The sequence below is a fragment of the Hydrogenophaga sp. L76 genome (assembly GCF_057654755.1).
Genome location: NZ_CM172807.1, coordinates 1,420,903 through 1,440,353, shown reverse-complemented (window position 1 = coordinate 1,440,353; position 19,451 = coordinate 1,420,903). Strand labels below are relative to the sequence as shown.

At 67.6% G+C, this 19,451-nt stretch carries 13 protein-coding genes; 6 read left to right on the top strand and 7 right to left on the bottom strand.

Going from position 1 to position 19,451, the window contains the following annotated elements:
- Positions 1-284 precede the first annotated feature (284 nt).
- Entirely contained in the window at positions 285-755 is a 471-nt protein-coding gene (locus AC23D4_RS06850) for an SRPBCC family protein (RefSeq protein WP_472888094.1), read from the bottom strand.
- A 112-nt stretch (positions 756-867) separates the two neighbouring features.
- Between AC23D4_RS06850 and ylqF the strand changes: the two genes are divergently transcribed.
- The gene (gene ylqF / locus AC23D4_RS06845) at positions 868-1,851 is read left to right on the top strand and encodes a ribosome biogenesis GTPase YlqF (RefSeq protein ID WP_472888095.1); all 984 of its coding nucleotides are present in this window, start codon (positions 868-870) and stop codon (positions 1,849-1,851) included.
- Positions 1,852-1,882: 31 nt separating this feature from the next.
- Positions 1,883-2,284 (top strand): carboxymuconolactone decarboxylase family protein, encoded by a 402-nt coding sequence (locus AC23D4_RS06840; protein ID WP_472888096.1) that lies wholly within the window; start codon positions 1,883-1,885, stop codon positions 2,282-2,284.
- Between the two features lie 19 nt (positions 2,285-2,303).
- Here the strand turns inward: AC23D4_RS06840 and AC23D4_RS06835 are convergent, their stop codons facing one another.
- From AC23D4_RS06835 to AC23D4_RS06825, 3 genes are all read right to left on the bottom strand, one after another.
- Positions 2,304-3,299, bottom strand: a complete 996-nt coding sequence (locus tag AC23D4_RS06835) for a transglutaminase family protein (RefSeq protein ID WP_472888097.1) — start codon at positions 3,297-3,299, stop codon at positions 2,304-2,306.
- 2 nt (positions 3,300-3,301) lie between these two features.
- Entirely contained in the window at positions 3,302-5,908 is a 2,607-nt protein-coding gene (locus AC23D4_RS06830) for a circularly permuted type 2 ATP-grasp protein (RefSeq protein ID WP_472888098.1), read from the bottom strand.
- 82 nt (positions 5,909-5,990) lie between these two features.
- Positions 5,991-9,581 carry a transglutaminase family protein gene (locus AC23D4_RS06825; RefSeq protein ID WP_472888099.1) on the bottom strand — a complete coding sequence of 1,197 codons (3,591 nt, stop codon included), beginning with the start codon at positions 9,579-9,581 and terminating at the stop codon, positions 5,991-5,993.
- Between the two features lie 117 nt (positions 9,582-9,698).
- Here AC23D4_RS06825 and AC23D4_RS06820 point away from each other — a divergent pair, with 117 nt between their 5' ends.
- From AC23D4_RS06820 to AC23D4_RS06805, 4 genes are all read left to right on the top strand, one after another.
- Positions 9,699-12,224 (top strand): DNA internalization-related competence protein ComEC/Rec2, encoded by a 2,526-nt coding sequence (locus tag AC23D4_RS06820; RefSeq protein WP_472888100.1) that lies wholly within the window; start codon positions 9,699-9,701, stop codon positions 12,222-12,224.
- Between the two features lie 78 nt (positions 12,225-12,302).
- Entirely contained in the window at positions 12,303-13,742 is a 1,440-nt protein-coding gene (locus AC23D4_RS06815; protein WP_472888101.1) for a circularly permuted type 2 ATP-grasp protein, read from the top strand.
- 3 nt (positions 13,743-13,745) lie between these two features.
- Positions 13,746-14,708: an alpha-E domain-containing protein gene (locus tag AC23D4_RS06810; protein WP_472888102.1), complete on the top strand. Its 963-nt coding sequence runs from the start codon at positions 13,746-13,748 to the stop codon at positions 14,706-14,708.
- A gap of 45 nt (positions 14,709-14,753) precedes the next feature.
- Positions 14,754-15,620: a transglutaminase family protein gene (locus tag AC23D4_RS06805; protein WP_472888103.1), complete on the top strand. Its 867-nt coding sequence runs from the start codon at positions 14,754-14,756 to the stop codon at positions 15,618-15,620.
- Here the strand turns inward: AC23D4_RS06805 and AC23D4_RS06800 are convergent.
- The 3 genes from AC23D4_RS06800 to AC23D4_RS06790 form a co-directional block, all read right to left on the bottom strand.
- On the bottom strand, positions 15,611-16,204 hold the full coding sequence (locus AC23D4_RS06800) for a DUF2062 domain-containing protein (RefSeq protein ID WP_472888104.1): 594 nt from the start codon (positions 16,202-16,204) through the stop codon (positions 15,611-15,613). The two genes, AC23D4_RS06805 and AC23D4_RS06800, sit on opposite strands and share 10 nt — an antisense overlap.
- Before the next feature lie 111 nt (positions 16,205-16,315).
- Positions 16,316-17,380 (bottom strand): lytic murein transglycosylase B, encoded by a 1,065-nt coding sequence (gene mltB / locus AC23D4_RS06795; RefSeq protein WP_472888161.1) that lies wholly within the window; start codon positions 17,378-17,380, stop codon positions 16,316-16,318.
- A 47-nt stretch (positions 17,381-17,427) separates the two neighbouring features.
- Positions 17,428-19,434: a transglutaminase TgpA family protein gene (locus tag AC23D4_RS06790; protein ID WP_472888105.1), complete on the bottom strand. Its 2,007-nt coding sequence runs from the start codon at positions 19,432-19,434 to the stop codon at positions 17,428-17,430.
- Positions 19,435-19,451 lie beyond the last annotated feature (17 nt).

The following is a 19,451-nucleotide window of genomic DNA, read 5'->3' as shown; positions in this document are numbered from 1 at the left end:
GCAGACACTGCCTTCTGAACAGGCAATCTGAAGAACTCCATTGTGAAACAAGCACTTAGCTTGCCCGTACAAGGCTTGTCCTGACTTATGCACAAGCTTGTCCAAGATTTTGATGGACAAGTGGATAACCACCGTTGTCCGGGTGCCTGTTTGATGGGCAGATTGAAGAAGCGCCTAGGGCCACAAGCACTTGCGCACCCCGTACACGGTTGACCCTGGGTTATGCACAAACTTATCCAGTGTTTCGCTGGACAACATCCAAGGTGAGTGCGACAGCGACAGGCTCAGGCTTCGCCGCCGAAGCGCAGGATCAGGTTGTCGATGTACTTCTCGACCAGTTTTTCAAACTCGCCTTCGACGATGGGCGCCACCACCATCTTCATCAGGCCCGGCAGCGGCACCTCGATCTCGCCCTGGATGGCCAGCGTCACGCCGGTGGACTTCTTGTTGTCCACGATCTTCCAGTGGCCGCCCACCAGCGCATTGCCCACGCCCTTGACGGGCGTCCACTTCACCGTGCCCTTCGCCTTGTCACTGACGTATTTGCTGGCGTAGATGGTCTGGATGTTGACCTGCGCCGTGCCCACTTTTTCCATCTCCCATTTGTAGACGCCGTCGCCCAGGTCGGTGAGCTGTTCGACTTTGGGAAAATGGCTGACCGAGGTCGGCACGTCCGAGAGCAGGTCGAACACCTCGGCGGCCTTGGCCTTGACGTCGAATTCGTAACCCAGATCGATCTTGACGGTGATGCTCATGTGTCTCCTCTTGGGGTGTGGGGAATGAAAAATCATTGTGGCACGGCACCCCGCCGGACCGATAGGGAAGACACCCCAGCGCACAATCCCGGTCTGACTGAAAGAACAAACAATGAGCATCCAGTGGTTCCCCGGGCACATGCACCTCACGCGCAAGGCGATCGGCGAGCGTGTGAAAGAAATCGACGTTGTGATCGAGATGCTGGACGCGCGCCTGCCCGGCAGCAGCGCCAACCCGCTCATGGCCGAGCTCACCAGCGGCCGGCCCACGCTCAAGGTGCTGAACAAGCAGGACATGGCCGACCCGGTGCGCACCGCGCTCTGGCTCGCGCACTACAACACACAGCCCGACACGCAGGCCATTGCGCTGGACGCGAGCAACACCGCCCCGGCGCGCGCCATCATCGATGCCTGCTACGCACTCGCGCCCCGGCGCGGTGGCATGGTCAAACCCATGCGCGTGCTCATCTGCGGCATCCCCAACGTGGGCAAGTCCACGCTGATCAACACGCTCAAGGGCAAGCGCGCCGCCAAGACCGGTGACGAGGCGGGCGTCACGCGCACCGAATCGCGCATCGCGCTGGCCGACGACTTCTACCTCTACGACACGCCCGGCATGCTCTGGCCGCGCATCGTGGTGCCCGAGAGCGGATTCAACCTCGCCGCCAGCGGCGCGGTGGGCAAGAACGCCTACGACGAACAGGAGGTGGCCTACGAACTGATGGCCCTGCTCAAGGCCGATTACCCGGCGCTGCTCGAAGCCCGCTACAAGCTCGGCCGAGCGCCCGAAGCCTACGCCCAGGCACACGAAGAAGAACTGATCGAAGCCATCGGCCGCCAGCGCGGCGCGCTCGCTGGGGGTGGCAAGGTCAACATGCAGAAGGCGGCCGAACTGGTGATCGCGGACTTCCGCGGTCAGCACATCGGCCGCATCACGCTGGAAACGCCTGAACAGTTCGGGCGCTGGATGAAGGCCGGCCTGAAATCCGACGCTGATCGCGCCGAGCGCAAGAAGGCACTGCGCGAGCAGGGCCTCATCAGCCCTGAGCGCAAAGCCAAAGCGCCCAAAACAGCCAAGCCCGCCAAACCGCGTTGATTCCGCTGAGCCCATTCCCAGGAGACCCCGCATGTCCACCGTTGCGCCCCTTGACAACCCCGAAGCCGATCCCCGCGTGAAAGCCGTGTTCGACGACATCCGCACCACGCGCCAGACGGATTTCATCAACAACATGTGGCGCTACCTGGCGTTTGATTCGGCGCTGCTGGAGCAGACCTGGGCCGAGGTCAAGCGGATCATGGCCACGCCGTCAACGCTCGATCCGCTGACCAAGGAGCTGGTCTACATCACGGCGTCCATCATCAACGGCTGCAGCTACTGCGTGCATTCGCACACGGCGGCCGCCACGGCCAAGGGCATGACGCGCGAGCAGCACGCCGAGCTGCTGTCCATCGTCGCCCTGGCGGCCAAGACCAACCAGCTCGCCACCGCGCTGCAGGTGCCGGTGGACCCGGTGTTCGAGAGAGGCTGAAGCCGGCCCGGACCGCTGATCAGTCGGTGTCCATCAGTTCGGCGATTTCCTCTGGCGGCGCCACCGTGACGGCCACGTCCAGCTTGTGCCGCGCACCGCCCTGGAGCACGCCGCGCATGGGCGAAACATCGGAGAAGTCGCGGCCGGTGGCCAGGGTCACGTAGTCCTCACCCGGGCTGCCCCAGCCGCAGCGGTTGTTGGTGGGGTCGAAGTCGAACCAGGCGCCCTCGGGTGCGGTGTTTTCGGTTGCGCCTGCTGGCGGGGCTTCCGGGTCCGCATCCGGGTCGGCTTCGTTGGGCAGCGGCACGTAGATCGACGCCCAGGCGTGGGAGGCGTCGACGCCGATCAGACGCGGCTTGCCGGCGGGTGGCCGGGTGAGCAGGTAGCCGCTCACATAACGCGCGGGCAGGCCCAGGCTGCGCAGGCAACCGATCATGATGTGGGCAAAGTCCTGGCACACGCCTTTGCCCTGTTCCAGTGCCTGCAGCGCGGGGGTGTTGACCTCGGTGCTGTCCGTTTCGTAGGTCAGTTCGGTGTGGATGCGCTCCATCAGCGCGCGGGTGGCTTCCAGCACGGGCAGACCCGCGGTGAAAGCGGGGCGCGCAAAGGCGGCGAAGGCATCGTCACGCGGTACGTAGGGGGACGCAAACAGGAATTCGCTGGCCGGGTCGTAAGGCGCGTGGGCGCGGTAGCGGAAATGCCGGCGCACGTCTTCCCAGTGCAGTTGCCGCCAGGCAGCGTTGTCGGGCAGTGGTTGCGGGGCCTCGGTCTGCACCAGACTGTCGGCTTCCACGGTGAGGGTCTCGTGGGGCGCCTGCAGGGAGAAGAAGGTGCGCAGGTTGCCGAACACGTCGACGGTCTGGCTGCGCGCGGCCGGTTCGGGGGTGATGCGCAGGATGTGCTCGATCAGTTGCTGGGTGGGCGTGTCTCTGGGCGAAAGGTGCACCATGTGCTGCGCCATGTCGATGCTGCCCCGGTAGCGGTAGCGGGTGCGGTGGAGGATTCTCAGGAGCATGCTCAGACCCCCAGGGTTTGGTTCTTGCGGTCGGCGTGGCTGAAATGCAGGCGCGTGATTTCTTCGGAAAGCTCGACCGCGGCGGCTTCACAGTCGTCGAGCAGGGTCTCCAGATCGCCCCAGTGGCGCTCACCCTCGGGGTTGCGCTGCCAGTTGCTGAGGTCGGCGAGCACCCAGGTGTCGGGGTCGGGCAGGCCCATGGCCAGTTCGGCGTCTTGTGGTGTGGCGCTTTGCGAGAGCTTGGCCAGGCGCGAGCGCAGGGTCTGCACGACCCAGGCGAGCGAGCGCGGGTTGTCGCGGTCCATCACCACGAGGTCGATCAGCGCGACCATGTCGCGGCGCTGCTGGTACTGGGCGTGGAAGGTGATGGTGCTGTCGAACAGCGCCACCACGGCCTCGAAGCCCGCCTGGTCGTGCAGGCAGCCGTGTTCCAGGCTGAGCGCGAGCGCCCGCGACAGGGTGATCAGGCGTTCGATGTGGCGGCCGATCGACAGCAGGCGCCAGCCGTTGTCGCGCACCATGCGGTCGGTCTGCGCTCCGGTGATGGCGGCCAGCAGTTCGCTGGCGTTCTGCAGCGCGGCCAGGGCCTCGGTGGTGGCGTATTCGGCGTCGGCCGCCATGCTGGCGCAGTCGCGGGCAAAGCCGGCTTCGGTGCGTTCGATCAGGTTCCAGTGTTCCTGCGACAGGCGCTCGCGCACTTGCGCAGCCGAGGCCTTGAGCGCGCGCAGGTTGAAGCCCACGCTGTACGACTGTTCGGCCAGCGGTGTGCCGGGCACCGGCGAGAGGCTGGCCATGAGGCTGCGGGCAAACACGCGCGTCGACTGCTCGGCGGCGGGCACGCCGGGCAGCACCAGCGAGTTTTCGTGGGCAGTGGCCGAGAGCCAGGCCATGAGCGGGCGCGAGCTGGGTTCTTCGCCACCCACGTGGTTGAGCACGATCTGCGCGAGCCGGATGCTGTTCTCGGCGCGTTCGGTGTAGCGGCCGAGCCAGAACAGGTTTTCGGCTGCGCGGCTGGTGACCGGGCGGGTCTGGTGCGCCAGCGCCATGGTGCTGGGGGCCGACTGCAGCAGGCTGGTGTGGTCTACCTCGCCCTTGGTGAGCACCCAGCAGTCGGCGCTGCTGCCGCCACGCTGCATGGCGGCGATGAGCTGACCGCGCGGCGCGAGGCGCACCAGGCCACCTGGCAGCATGCGCCAGGACTGCGGACCATCGGCGAGCGCAAACACCCGCAGCATGGCCGATCGCGGGAGCAGGCGCTCGCCGGTCCAGGTGGGGGTCTGCGACAGCGGCAGCCAGGACTGCACGGTGTAGTCGTCGGGGTGGCGCACCATGCGGCCGGCCCATTCGTCGAGCTGGCGCTTGTTGAGGCTCTGGCCCATGGCGGTATCGAGGCCCGAACTGGGGTAGGTGGGCTTGATCACGCTGCCCTTGAGCAGCGGCAGCACTTCGCGCAGCGCCGCGTCTTCGCCGCACCACCAGGTGGCCAGTGAAGGCAGGGCCAGCTCTTCACCCAGCAGATGGCGGCTGATGGCGGGCAGGAAACCCAGCAGCGCGCTCGATTCGAGCGGGGCCGAGCCGGGCGCGTTGGCCAGCAGCAGGTTGCCCGCACGCAGCACCTGCAGCAGGCCGGGCACACCCAGGCGCGAATCGGAGCGCAGCTCCAGCGGGTCGAGCCACTCGTCGTCGAGCCGCTTGATCAGCGCGTGCACCGGCTCCAGTCCGCTGAGCGTCTTGAGGTACAGGCGCTGGTCGCGCACGGTGAGGTCACTGCCCTCCACCAGCGTGAGGCCGAGGTAACGCGCCAGGTAGGCGTGTTCGAAATAGGTTTCGTTGTACGGGCCGGGCGTGAGCAGGGCGATGCGGGCGTTTTCGCCCTCGGGCGCCATGGACTTGATGCCGTCCATGAGCGCGCGGTAGGCGGCGGCCAGGCGCTGCACCTTCAGGCCGGCAAAGACCTTGGGGAACTGGCGCGCGATGGCGATGCGGTTTTCCAGCAAATAGCCCAGGCCCGAAGGCGCCTGCGTGCGCTGGCCCACCACCCACCACCGGCCGTCGGGGCCGTGGGCCAGGTCGAAGGCGACGATGTGCAGCCAGGTGCCGCCCGCGGGCTGCACCCCCTGCATGGCGCGCAGGTAGCCGGGGTGGCCCTGCACCAGCGCGGCCGGCAGCAGGGCGCGCTTGAGCAGCTCGCGTTCGCCGTAGAGGTCGGCCATCATGGCGTTGAGCAGGCGGGTGCGCTGCAGCACGCCGGTCTCGATGCAGGCCCAGTCCTCGGGGCCGATCAACATGGGGAACAGGTCGAGCGCCCAGGGGCGTTCCTGGCCCGACGCGTCGGCGTAGACGTTGTAGGTGACGCCGTTGTCGCGGATCTGGCGCTGCAGGTTGTCGTTGCGGCGGTTCAGGTCGGCCAGGCCATCGGTCCCGACGTGGTCAAAGAAACTCGACCAGGTGGGGTTGAGCGCTTCGGCGCTTTCTGCGCCGGGGGCGGGCGCGCCACGCAACTCGTCCCGGTGTCCGGTGTCGGCGGGCACCGAAAGCGACAAAGCCCAGTCACCGGGGGAATCCGGGCTGAGCTCGTCGAAGAGGGAATCGGAGGCATCTGTATTCACGGGGTCCGAGTATGCCTTCGCTTCTCTCGCAGGGCCTTGGGGCGAAACCCGATCCGGAGGAGGCCTCGTGTCGTCCTTCACGTCAATGGCGCAAATCCAGCGTGAACGGGAACTCGCGGCTCGGCGTGGCGGGTGCCACGTCCATCTTGCCGGCCGTGTGGCCCATCTGGAAAAAGCGCGACATGCGGCGGCTTTCGGCCTCGTAGGCGTTGATCGGGAAGGTGTCGTAACTGCGGCCACCGGGGTGGGCCACGTGGTACTGGCAGCCACCCAGCGAGCGCTGCATCCAGGTGTCCACGATGTCGAAGGTGAGCGGCGCGTGCGCGGGAATCGACGGGTGCAGCGCCGACGGCGGGCTCCAGGCCTTGTAACGCACGCCCGCGACGAATTCGCCCACGGTGCCGGTGCTCTGCATCGGAATGGCGCGGCCGTTGCAGGTGATGACATAGCGGCTGTCGTTGTAGCCACTCACGCGCACCTCGATGCGCTCCAGCGACGAATCGACGTAACGCACGGTGCCGCCGGGCGCGCCTTCTTCGCCCATCACGTGCCAGGGCTCCAGCGCGCTGCGCAGCGTGAGCTCGATGCCGCGCGCCGAGACCTCGCCCACGAGCGGGAAGCGGAACTCGAAGTGCGGCTCGAACCAGGCCATGTCCAGCGGGTAGCCGAAGTCGGTCAGGTCGGCCAGCACGTCTTCGAAGTCCATGCGGATGAAGGTCGGCAGCACGAACCGGTCGTGCAGCTCGGTGCCCCAGCGCGTGAGCTTGCCGCTCCAGGGTTTCTGCCAGAAACGCGAGACCAGCGCACGCAGCAGCAGCTGCTGGGCGATGCTCATGCGGGCGTGCGGCGGCATCTCGAACGCGCGCAGTTCCAGCAGGCCCAGGCGGCCGGTGGGCGAGTCGGGTGAGAACAGTTTGTCGATGCAGAACTCGCTGCGGTGCGTGTTGCCGGTGACGTCGATCAGGATGTTGCGCAGCGTTCTATCGACCAGCCACGGCGGCATGAAACTGTCGCCCCCACGCTCCCCCGCTGCGCGAGGTCCGCTGCCCCCCGAGGGGGCTGCCCCGCCTTGGGGCGGCCCGGCGGCGGGTCCTTGCCCGTAGCGGCTGCTTTGTTTGGCGATTTCTTGCAGTGCGATCTCCAGCTCGTACAGCTGGTCGTTGCGCGCCTCGTCCACGCGCGGCGCCTGGCTGGTCGGGCCGATGAACATGCCGCTGAACAGGTAGGAGAGCGACGGGTGGTTGTGCCAGTAGGCGACCAGGCTGCCCAGCAGTTCAGGGCGGCGCAGGAAAGGCGAGTCGGCCGGCGTGGCGCCGCCGAGCACAAAGTGGTTGCCACCGCCGGTGCCGGTGTGGCGGCCATCGGTCATGAACTTCTCGGCGCACAGGCGCGTCTGGTGCGCGGCCTCGTACAGGAACTCGGTGCGTTCGATCAGTTCGTCCCAGCTGCTGCTGGGGTGGATGTTGACTTCGATGACGCCCGGGTCGGGCGTGACCTGCAGCATCTTCAGGCGCGGGTCGCGCGGCGGCGGGTAGCCTTCGAGCACGATGGTCATGCCCAGCTTCTCGGCCGTGTCTTCCACCGCGGAGAGCAGATCCAGGTAGTCTTCGAGCCGCTGCATGGGAGGCATGAACACGTAGAGGTGCTGCGTCTTGCCGCCACCGGCTTTTTCGGCCTTGGGGCCGTTGGCGCGGTGCGGGTCGCGCGACTCGACCACCAGCGCGGTGCGCGTGAGCCAGGCGGCCGATTCGTGGCGCTGCGGGAACCTGGACGACAGCGCCTGCGCGGGCGCGGCGCCCGGGCCGGGCTGGCCAGGACGCAGGCCGTCGATGGCCGGGCCGGGGGCATCAAAGTCCATGCCCTGCATGGACACCATGCCACCTTCGGCAAAACCACCGCCCACCTGGTGCGGCGAGACCTGGTGTTTCACGGTGGCGCCGCGCGGCAGCGGGTCGCGCGCGGTGTGCGGGTCCTGCTCGATGTGGTAGGGGTAGTCGGCCGCCGAAACCCAGGGCAGGGAGTCCAGCGGCAGGCGGTAGCCCATGGGCGAATCGCCGGGCACGAGGTACATGCGCTCGTCGCGGAAGAACCACGGGCCGGTGGACCAGACGGTGCCGGAAACGCGGTGGTAGCTGCTCTTGCCGTTGCTGGAAGGCTGTCCGGTGTCGTTGGCCTGCAGCGGCAGCACGTAGCCCACGGTGGCGTCCAGCCCCTGCGTGAAGACGCGGCGCAGGCGCGCACGCTCCAGCTCGTCGTCGAGCTTGGCGTCGAACGGATCCACGTTCACCGGCAGGCGGCATTCGCGCCAGAGGAAATACCAGGTGTCCTCGTAGCCGGGCGTGATGAATTGTGTGGACACGCCCAGCTTGCGCGCGAGGGCCTGCGTGAAGCGGCGCGCGTCTTCGCTGTCGTATGCCGCCACATCGCGTTCGTCGGCCAGCAGGGCCGGGTTGTTCCAGCAGGGCTGGCCGTCGGCGCGCCAGAAGATCGAGAGCGCCCAGCGCGGCAACTGCTCGCCGGGATACCACTTGCCCTGGCCCATGTGCACGAAGCCGCCGTGGCCGTATTGCTCGCGCAGGCGGCCCAGCAGCTCGGTGGCATAGCCACGTTTGGTGGGGCCGAGCGCGTCGGTGTTCCACTCGGCGGCGTCGCGGTCGGTCACGGCCACGTAGGTGGGTTCGCCGCCCATGGTGAGGCGCACGTCGTGTTTCACCAGGTCGGCATCGACCTTCTGGCCCAGCGTGACCATGCTGGCCCACTGCTCCTCGGTGTAGGGCTTGGTCACGCGCGGCGATTCGTAGACACGTGTCACGCCCATGTGGTGCTCGAAGGTGACTTCGCACTTGTCCATGGCGCCTTCCACCGGCGCCGCGCTGGACGGCTGCGGCGTGCAGGCCAGCGGGATGTGGCCTTCACCGGCCAGCAGGCCGGAGGTGGGATCGAGCCCGATCCAGCCGGCGCCGGGCAGGAAGACCTCGCACCAGGCGTGCAGGTCGGTGAAGTCCTTCTCGGGGCCGCTCGGGCCGTCGATGCTTTTCACATCGGGCGCGAGCTGGATCAGGTAGCCCGAGACGAAGCGCGCCGCTAGGCCGAGGTGGCGCAGCATCTGCACCAGCAGCCAGCCGGTGTCGCGGCAGGAACCGCTCTTGAGCTTGAGCGTTTCTTCGGGTGTCTGCACGCCCGGCTCCATGCGGATGGTGTACGAGATGTCGCGCTGCAGCATCTGGTTCACGTCGACCAGGAAGTCGATGGTGCGGCGCTTCTTCAGGTCCACCTGGGCGAGGTAGGCCTTGAGGTCTTCGGTGAGCGGCGCGGTGGCCAGGTAGGGCGCGAGTTCCTGCAGCTGCGAGGCGTCGTAGCTGAACGGGAATTCTTCGGCGCGCGGCTCCAGGAAAAAGTCAAAGGGGTTGTGCACCGCCATCTCGACCACCAGGTCGATCGTGACCTTGAACTCGGTGGTGGGCTCGGGGAACACCAGGCGGGCCTGGTAGTTGGCAAACGGGTCCTGCTGCCAGTTGATGAAGTGGCCCGCCGGTTCGATCTTCTGCGAGTACGACAGCACCTTGGTGCGGCTGTGCGGTGCGGGGCGCAGGCGTACCACCTGGGGACCGAGTTTGACCAGGCGGTCGTACCGATAATGGGTGATGTGGCTCAGGGCAACATGAATGGCCATGCTGGTGTCTTTCAACAGGGGGAAGAAAACGATGGGTCCGCGGACGAGAAAAGGGTCGTCGCGGCTTGCTGCCATGCTAGCAAGTCTTGCGCCACGGCTGTGTGACAAAGCTGCCCTGTGCGGGCCCAGGGTACCGGGCTGAGCATGGCGGGCCTGGCGTTGGCCTGGTTGCCTGGGTGGGTGTTCGGGGTTGCCTGGCAGTTGCAGCAGGTCGCGCTCTGGCCTTGGCAGGGGTACGGGGGGCAGCTGTTCGCCAGTGGGCTGCTGATGGCCTGGCTGCTGTGGCGGGGCTCACCGGGCGGGCGTCGGTCGGCGTGGGTCCTGGTGCTGGCGATGGCGGCCGGTGCCTGGGCGGGAGCGGGCCTGACCGGCCTGCGCGCAGCGCACTTTGCATCGCAGGCGCTCGACCCGGCCCTGCAGGGCCTTGACATCGAAGTCACCGGGCGCATCGCCTCGATGCCACAGCGACTGGCCGACGGTGCGCGTTTCGAGCTGGCGGTGGAGTCCGCCGCCCGCGACGGCCGGCCGGTGCGCTTGCCCCCTTTGCTGCAACTGGGCTGGTTCAGTCGGGCGGGGTCCAAAGGCGATGGGGCTGCCCCCGGCCCCGACTGGCGCGCGGGGGACCGCTGGCGTTTCAGCGTGCGTTTGCGCAGTCCGCACGGCAACGCCAACCCGCATGGTTTTGACCGCGAGCGCTGGCTATGGGAAAACGGCATCGGCGCCACCGGCTACGTGCGCAACGGACCGCGCGACCCGGTCCCGCAGTATCTGGGGGGCAGCAGCTGGTACCCGCTGGAGGCGGTGCGTCAGACGGTCGGCGAGCGCATCACCGGCCAGGTGGCCGACCCCCGCAGCGCTGGTGTGCTAGCGGCCCTCGTGGTGGGCGATCAGAGCGCCATCGAGCGCGCCGACTGGGACCTCTTTCGCACCACCGGCGTGGCCCACCTCATGAGCATCTCGGGTCTGCACGTCACCATGTTCGCCTGGCTTGCGATCTGGCTGGTGGGTGGCCTCTGGCGCCGTCTGGCGTTTGTCTGGCCGCGAGCCCTGCTGGCGGTGCCGGTGCCGTGGGCCGCCGGCTTCGGTGGCGTGGCGCTGGCGGCGGCGTACGCCCTGTTTTCGGGCTGGGGCGTGCCCTCGCAGCGCACCGTGCTGATGCTGGCCGTTGTGGTGGGCTTGCGCCTGCTGGCCCGTCAATGGCCGTGGCCCGTGGTCTGGCTGGTTGCCATGGCCGCGGTGTTGCTGCTCGATCCCTGGGCGCTGCTGCAGCCCGGTTTCTGGCTCAGTTTCGTGGCCGTGGCGATCCTGTTTGCGACCGACCCGGGGCGGCGAGTGCGCTTTGAAGCGGCGCCGTTGACCGGGCACGAGGCACCCACCCGCACCCGGCGGTTCATGGCTGCGGCGCTGGGCATGCTGCGCGAACAATCGGTGGTGACGGTGGCCCTGGCGCCGCTCTCGCTGTTGCTGTTTGGCCAGTTTTCGCTTGTCAGCCTGGTGGCCAACCTGCTGGCGATCCCGTGGGTGACGCTGGTCATCACGCCGCTGGCGATGCTGGGGGTGGCGGTACCGGCCTTCTGGGATCTGGCCGCGCTGGCGGTGCAGGGGCTGGGCGTCTGGCTGGCCTGGCTGGCGCAATGGCCTTCTGCCGCCGTGTTCCGGCCCATCCCGCCGCTGCCGCTGGCGCTGGCCGGTGTGGTCGGCGGCGCCCTGCTGGTGATGCGCTGGCCCTGGGCCACCCGGCTGGCCGGACTGGTGCTGTTGTGGCCGGTGCTGACCTGGCAGCCGCCGCGCCCGGCGCCGGGGGAGTTTGATGTGATGGCGCTGGACGTGGGGCAGGGCAGTGCGGTGCTGGTGCGCACGGCCGGGCACAGCCTGCTGTACGACACCGGGCCGCGTTATTCACCCACCAGCGACGCCGGGCAGCGCGTCGTGGTGCCGCTGCTGCGCGCCCTGGGTGAGCGGCCCGACACGGTGGTGGTGAGCCACCGCGACAGCGATCACGCGGGCGGCTCTGCCGCGGTGCAGGCCGAATGGCCCGGGACCCGCTGGTTGTCGTCCTTCGATGCCGACCCGGCCCGGCGCTGCACCGCCGGCCAGCGCTGGAGCTGGGACGGGGTGGACTTCGAGATCCTGCACCCGTCCCCCGAAGACTTCGGACCCGACGGCGCCGGGCGCCTGTCGAGCAACGCGATGTCCTGTGTGCTGCGGGTGGGTCATGCACGGCAGAGCGTCTGGCTGAGTGGCGATCTCGACGCCGATCGGGAGACCCGGCTGGCGCTGGCGCGTCCGGACCTGAGGGCGAACCTGCTGCTGGCGCCGCACCACGGCAGCCTCACGTCCAGCAGCCCCGTGCTGCTCAACACGCTGGCGCCGCAATGGGTGCTGGTGCAGGCGGGTTACCGCAACCGATTCAACCATCCCGCGCCCGCCGTGCTGGAGCGCTACCGCCAGCGGGACATGCGCTGGGTGACGACACCCGAATGTGGTGCCGCCACCTGGCGCAGCGACGCGCCCGACACCGTCCATTGCCAGCGCGAATCGGCGCGCCGGTACTGGCACCACCGTGGCGACGCCAGCCCGGCGGCCGAACCGGCGCTGGAGCCGGTGCCCGAAGGCGATCACGCTTCCGTACCCACGCACTGAAAGATGCACCTGTTTGGGGCTGCAAGTGGTGTTTCTGGCCCAGTCCTTGCTAAGCTGTCATCAGGAGAAAAAAAGCCTATGAGCCGACCCATGTTTGACGAAATGAATGCCACGCCCACCGAGGTGCGGACGCACTATGAAAGCTACGCTCGCTGGCTGGCGCAGCAACCCCCGGAGGTGATGGCCGCTCGCCGGGAAGAGGCGGAGATGATCTTTCGCCGCGTCGGCATCACCTTCGCGGTGTACGGCGCCAAGGACGAAGACGGCTCCGGTACCGAACGCCTGATCCCCTTCGACCTGATTCCCCGCATCATTCCCGCGCACGAGTGGCGCAGCATGGAAGAAGGTCTGGTGCAGCGTGTGAGTGCGCTCAACCGCTTCATCCACGACGTCTACCACGAGCAGGAAATCATCAAGGCCGGCATCGTACCGGCCGACCAGATCTTCCAGAACGCGCAGTTCCGCCCGGAGATGATGGGCGTGGACGTGCCCGGCGGCGTGTACTCGCACATTTCCGGCGTGGACATCGTGCGTGCGCCCAACGCTCAAGGTGAGGGCGAGTACTACGTGCTCGAGGACAACCTGCGTGTGCCCAGCGGCGTGAGCTACATGCTCGAAGACCGCAAGATGATGATGCGGCTCTTCCCCGACCTGTTCGGCCAGAACCGTGTGGCGCCGGTCGCGCACTACCCCGACCTCCTGCTCGAAACGCTGCGTGCGGTGAGCCCGGCCACCACGGCCGAACCCACCGTGGTGGTGCTCACGCCCGGCATGTACAACAGCGCCTATTTCGAACACGCCTTCCTCGCCCAGCAGATGGGCGTGGAGCTGGTCGAGGGGCAAGACCTGTTCGTCAAGGACAACTTCGTCTACATGCGCACCACCAAGGGGCCGCGCCGCGTGGACGTGATCTACCGCCGCGTGGACGACGATTTTCTCGATCCGCTGGTGTTCCGCCCCTCGTCCACGCTCGGCTGCGCCGGCCTGCTGGGCGTGTACCGCAGCGGCAACGTGACCATCTGCAATGCCGTGGGCACCGGCATCGCTGATGACAAGTCCATCTACCCCTACGTGCCCAAGATGATCGAGTTCTACCTCGGCCAGAAGCCGATCCTGAACAACGTACCGACCTTCATGGGGCGCAACCCGGATGACCTGAAATACATGCTTGACAACATGGCCGAGCTGGTGGTCAAAGAGGTGCACGGTGCCGGCGGCTACGGCATGTTGGTGGGGCCGGCGTCCACCAAAGCCGAGATCGAAGAATTTCGCGCCGTGGTGAGGGCCCATCCCGGGGGCTACATCGCACAACCCACGCTGAGCCTGTCGACCTGCCCGACCTACGTGGAAAGTGGCGTGGCGCCGCGCCACATCGACCTGCGGCCCTTCGTGCTGAGTGGCAAGGAGGTGCAGATGGTGCCCGGCGGCCTGACCCGCGTGGCGCTGAAAGAAGGCTCGCTGGTCGTCAACTCGTCACAGGGTGGCGGTACAAAAGACACTTGGATACTTGAGGACTGACACATGCTTTCACGCACCGCCGATCATCTGTTCTGGATGTCGCGCTACACCGAGCGCGCCGAAAACACCGCGCGCATGCTCGACATCAACTACCAGACCTCGTTGCTGCCGCAATCCGCTGCCGTGGCGCAGGTGGGCTGGGAAGGCCTGCTGGTCATCAGCGAGCTGATGCCCACCTACACCGCCAAGTACGGCAAGGACATCACGCCGCGAAACGTCATGGACTTCATGGTGCGCGACGAGTCCAATCCGTCGAGCATCGGTTCCTGCCTGCGCGCAGCCCGGGAAAACGCCCGGGCCGTGCGCGGCGCGCTGACCACCGAGCTTTGGGAGACCCAGAACGCCACCTGGCTCAAGCTGGCCGGTTACCTCAAGACCAAGGATTTCGAGCGCGATCCAGGCGCGTTCTTCGAATGGGTCAAGCACCGCTCGCACCTCTCGCGCGGCGTGGCCGTGGGCACCATGCTGCAGGACGAGGCGTTCCACTTCTACCGCATGGGTTCGTTCCTGGAGCGGGCCGACAACACGGCGCGCCTGCTGGACGTGAAGTTCCACGCGGTGCAGAGCGACTTCTTCGGTGCCGCCAGCGAGGAGGATCAGGAGTACGACTTCTACCACTGGAGCGCGATCCTGCGCTCGGTCTCCGGCTTCGAGGTCTACCGCAAGGTCTACCGCGACGTGATCACGCCCGAACGCGTGGCCGAGCTGCTGATCCTGCGCCCCGACATGCCGCGCAGCCTGGCCGCCAGCATGAACGAGGTGGTGAACAACCTGGCCGTGGTGGCCAACGATGCCTCGGGTGAAACGCTGCGCCGCGCCGGCAAGCTCAAGGCCGACCTGCAGTACGCCCGGATCGACGAGATCCTCTCCAACGGGCTGCACGCCTTCCTGACGCAGTTCCTCGACCGCGTGAACGAGCTCGGCGGCCGCATCAGCCAGGACTTCCTCGTTCCAACGGTGCATTGACGTGGACAGGTACCATGCGGGTCCCCGGTTGTATCGGGTGCCCGCATGAAACTCGTCATCCACCACAACACCCGTTACCGCTACAGCCTGCCGCTGCTCTACACGGTGCAGACGCTGCACCTGTGGCCGGTCAGCAGTGCCTGCCAGACCGTGGAGTACTGGGAGATCCGCACGCCCGGCACCCTGCACGGTCAGCCCGACACCGAAGGCAACCGCGTGCACAGCTTCAGCCTGGTGGCCCGGCCCGAGCAGAACCTGCGCGACAACAGCATCTCGGCCATGGGCACGGTGGTGACGCATGGTGTGGCCGAGTTCACCGACCCGCCGGCGCTGCCGCACCCGTCCTTCTACCTGCGCTCCACACCCCTGGCCGAGCCGCACCCGCGCATGGCCATGTGGGCGCTGCAAACGGTGCCTGCGCTGATGGCCGCGCGTGTGCGCGGCGATCTGCCCGGCGTGGCCGATCTCGTGGCACTGGCCAGCGCCGTGGCCGACAAGGTGCAGTACCGCAAGGGCCGCACCGACGTGGAGACCACCGCGCTCGAGGCGTTTGACTGGGAACTCGGTGTGTGCCAGGACCAGGCACACGTGATGGTGGCGGTGTGCCGCAGCATCGGCTTGCCGGCGCGCTACGTGAGCGGCTATTTCTACGCCGCCAACGAACCCGACCTCGCCAGCCACGCCTGGGCCGACGTGTGCCTCGATCCAGCGACCCGCCGCTGGATCAGCCTGGACGTGACCCACCGCTGCCCGACGGATCAACGCCATATCCGCCTGGCCGCCGCCACCGACTACACCGCCTGCCTGCCCGTCAAGGGCCTGCGCCGCGGGGGGGGTGACGAAACCATGACGGTGGACATCCGCATCGGGCCCTGGGCCGACACGGACGACCCGGGCCGGACTCAGGGCTGATCGGTCGACGGGTTCAGCCGGGTGACACGGGCCTTCAGGCGGCGCGAACGGCTCCAGCGCACGCGCAGGATCCAGATCGCGCTGATGATGAAATACACCGCCAGACCGCTCAGGGTGGCCACGATGGCCAGACCCACCACCAGCGGTTTGCCCACCGTGGACAGGCGCCGCATGGCGCCGTCCAGACGGTCCTTCCAGCCTTCGGCCTGCTGTGTCTTCATGGCCCGCTCCAGCAAGGCGCTGGCCTGGACCTCGGTCAATTGCGGCTCACCGAGCACGGCCTTGCCCACACGGTAGGACCCGTAGTACACCGGGCCAAACGTCACCGGGTTGGTCACCAGGGTGCTGGCCACCGCCATCGGCAGATTGGCCCGCAGGATGATGGCGGCTGCAGCCGACAGGGGCATTTGCGCCACGGGTACCAGGAGCCCGAAGAAGATGCCGAGTGCCAGCCCCATGGCAATGCCCTTGCGGCTGAAGTGCCAGAGGCGGGGGTGGTGCAGGGTCGGCCCCATCCAGCGCAACCAGCGGTTGTTGCGGATGCTGTCGGGGGAGGGCAGCCAGGCCTTGAGGCGTTTTTTCATGGGGCAGTACGGGGGGCGAGCCGGCGGGGACAGATCATCTGGTCAGAGCCGGCAATTTCAATATTGTTTCATGCGCCAGCCGTTGGAACGTGCTGCTGCCGGGCCACCCCATCAGCGCCAGGGCAACCCGGCCTCCACCGTCTCACCGAGCTCGATCACCGCCAGGGCGTAGTAGCTGCTCCAGTTGTAGCGGGTGACGGCGTAGAAATTGTCGGTGCCAGCCACGTAGCTGGGCGGATTGGCCCCGTTCTGCAGCTCGACCAGGGCGAGTTTGCCGGTGTGTTCGAGCGCCTCACCTTCGAGCACGGCGCCCTTGGCCGTGAAGCTCGGCACGCTGAAGCTGGGCAGGATGTCGGGCGCGAGCAGGGTGTCCAGATCGGTCGCTTCGCCCGCGAGCCTGACGGGGTAGTGGGTGGGCACGCCGGGCAGCCAGCCGAAGGACTTGAAGTAGTTGGCCACGGACCCGATCACGTCGCTCGTGCTGTTGAACAGGTCGATCCGGTCGTCTCGGTCGTAGTCGATGGCGTATTTGGCCCAGCTGCTGGGCATGAACTGGGGCCAGCCCATGGCCCCGGCGTAGCTGCCGCGCGTGGTCTGCGGGTCCATGCCGGTGCGGTGCGCCAGGCTGAGGAATTGCTCCAGCTCGGCGCGGAAAAACTCGGTGCGGGCCTGGGCGCGGGGGTGGCTGGACGGAAAGTCGAAAGCCAGCGTGGTCAGGCTGTCGATCACGCGGAAGGTGCCGGTGTGGCGGCCGTAGAGCGTTTCCACGCCGATCACGCCGACGATCAGGCTGGCCGGCACGCCGAATTCGGCCTCGGCCCGCTCCAGCGCCGCGCGGTTGTCTTGCCAGAACCGCCGGCCGGCTTCGATGCGGGTCGGTTCGATGAAACGGGCACGGTAGCCGGCCCAGTTTTTTGGGGTGCCGCTGGGCGCGGGGGTCATCAGACGCACCACTTGGGGCAGGTGCTGGGCCTGACCGATCTGCTGCCGGACCCAGTCGGGGTCGAGGTCGCGCCGCTGCGCCAGGTCGGTGGCAAAAACCATCGCGGCTTCGTGGTCCGCGTAATAAACGCTGGGCGCGACCACCGGGGCCGAGGATGCCGGGCGCCGTTTGGCGGTGCTGGAAGCCGACGCCCCTGCCGGCAGCAGGAGCAGGCTCAGCGCGAGCCCGGTCAGGGCACCGTTGCCGAAACCACCAGACACCGAAAACACAGACTTGAAGATCAACAGGAGTCCTTATTGGGCCAGGCAAGCTGGCGGAATTCGCGTTGCAGTGTAGCCAGCGTTGCGGCGGGCTGGCTGCTGTAGCGCTGGGCTTCCAGTCGCAACAGCCACTGGCACACACCGCGGGCAAATTCCGCATCGCCAAAATGACGCTCCACCAGCCGGGCGAGTTCACGCGGTGGTGTGTGGTCGCCGCTGTCCAGCCCCAGGCGGCGCAGGCGCTGGCGGCTGCGCTGCAGCAGGCGCAGCCAGGGGTCGTGTTGCTGGCGCTCCCAGAGCGTCCAGCCCGCGCCGGCCAGGCTCACCAGCACCACCACGCCGATCAGCACGTAGGCCAGATCGGACCAGCTCGGGTTGTTGAAGCCCAGGTTTTTCAGCAGGTCGAGCTGCTTGCCCTGGGTGTAGTTCAGCACCCACTGGTTCCAGCGGTTGTTCACCGCTTCCCAGAAGGCGCGCATCTGGGCCGTGAGCGTGGGGCTGAGGTTGCGGATGGCCCCTGCGATGGCACCTTCGGGCGCACGCAGGCGCTCCAACGAGCCGATGCGGCCCGGCGATACGGCCGAGGTCGGATCCACCCGCACCCAGCCCTGGCCCTGCAGCCAGACCTCGGCCCAGGCGTGGGCGTCGCGCTGGCGCACCGTCCAGTAGCCGTCCACGGCATTGAGTTCACCACCCTGGTAGCCGGTGACGATGCGCGCGGGAATGTCCATCGCGCGCATCAGGATCACGAAGCTGCTGGCGATGTGCTCGCAAAAGCCTTCGCGTCTGTCGAACCAGAATTCGTCGGCGGTGTGCTGGCCGTAGACGCCGGGATCGAGGGTGTAGGTGTAGCCGCCGGTGCGCAGGCGCTCCATCACGGCGTCGATCAGCGCGGCGCTGGACTGCGGCCCGGTGCCGTGCTCGCGGCGCAGCGCCTGTGCCAGTGCCAGCGTGCGCGGGTTGTACCGGCCCGGCAGTTCGATGTGGTCTTGCAGGGCCACCACCGGGGTGAGCGGGCCGTGGCGGAAGTTCACGTAGCTCTCGGCCCGGTAGCGCAGCAGCGTGTCCACGGGCCGCAGGGTGAGCCACTGCAGGTCGCTGTTCATGCGCGCGCGCGTGCCCGGCACCTCGGGGATCTGCGTGGCGGCTTCCAGCACGAACAGCCAGGGGCGGCGGTTCGGTTCCATGGTGACTTCGTAGCGCACCGGCGCGCCTGAAACGCTGAGGTCGCTCGGCAGCGCCATCGAGGCCGGAAATCCCGAACGCAGCGCGCGCCATTCGATACCGTCGAAGTCGCTGAGCACCGGGCCGCGGAAATACATCTGGCCCTGGGGCGGTGGTGCGTCGTCGAACCGGACACGCAGCGCGATGCCCTCGTCCAGCACCAGTTCGGTGAACTGGCCCACCCGCATGCTGCTGGAGAGGCCGCTGCGGCCGGTCTCGTCCTGTCCGGGCATGCCCCACAGTGGCGACAGCCGGGGGAACAGCAGGAACAGCACCAGCATGATGGGCGCGCCCATGGCCGCCATGCCCGCGGCGATGCGGGCCGCCTGGGCCAGGGGCGGGCGGCCCACCGGCATGTGGGCGTTGACCAGCGCGGTCAGCAGACCCAGCAGCGCGATCAGGATGCCGGCGGCGGTGAGCAGCGACTGCGAATAGAAAAAATGCGTGAGCAGGGTGAAGAAAGCCAGAAAGAACACCACGAAGGCGTCGCGCCGTGCTCGCAGCTCCAGCGTCTTGAGCGCCAGCAGCACCACGATGAGCGTCACGCCCGCATCACGCCCCAAAAGGGTGCGGTGTGTTGCCCAGGTTGCACCCAAAGTCAGGGCCAGCAGGCCCACGCGCCAGATCCAGCCGGGCAGGGGCAGGCCGCGCAGGGCCAACGTGGTGCGCCAGGCCAGCACGCCGGCCGTGAGGGCCGTGCACCACCAGGGGATGTGGCCCACCTGCATGGCCACCACCCATGCGATGACGGCGAGCAGGAACAGCGTGTCGCGCGTGTCCCGGGGCAGAGACGATGCCCCCACGCTCCACCGTTGCGCGG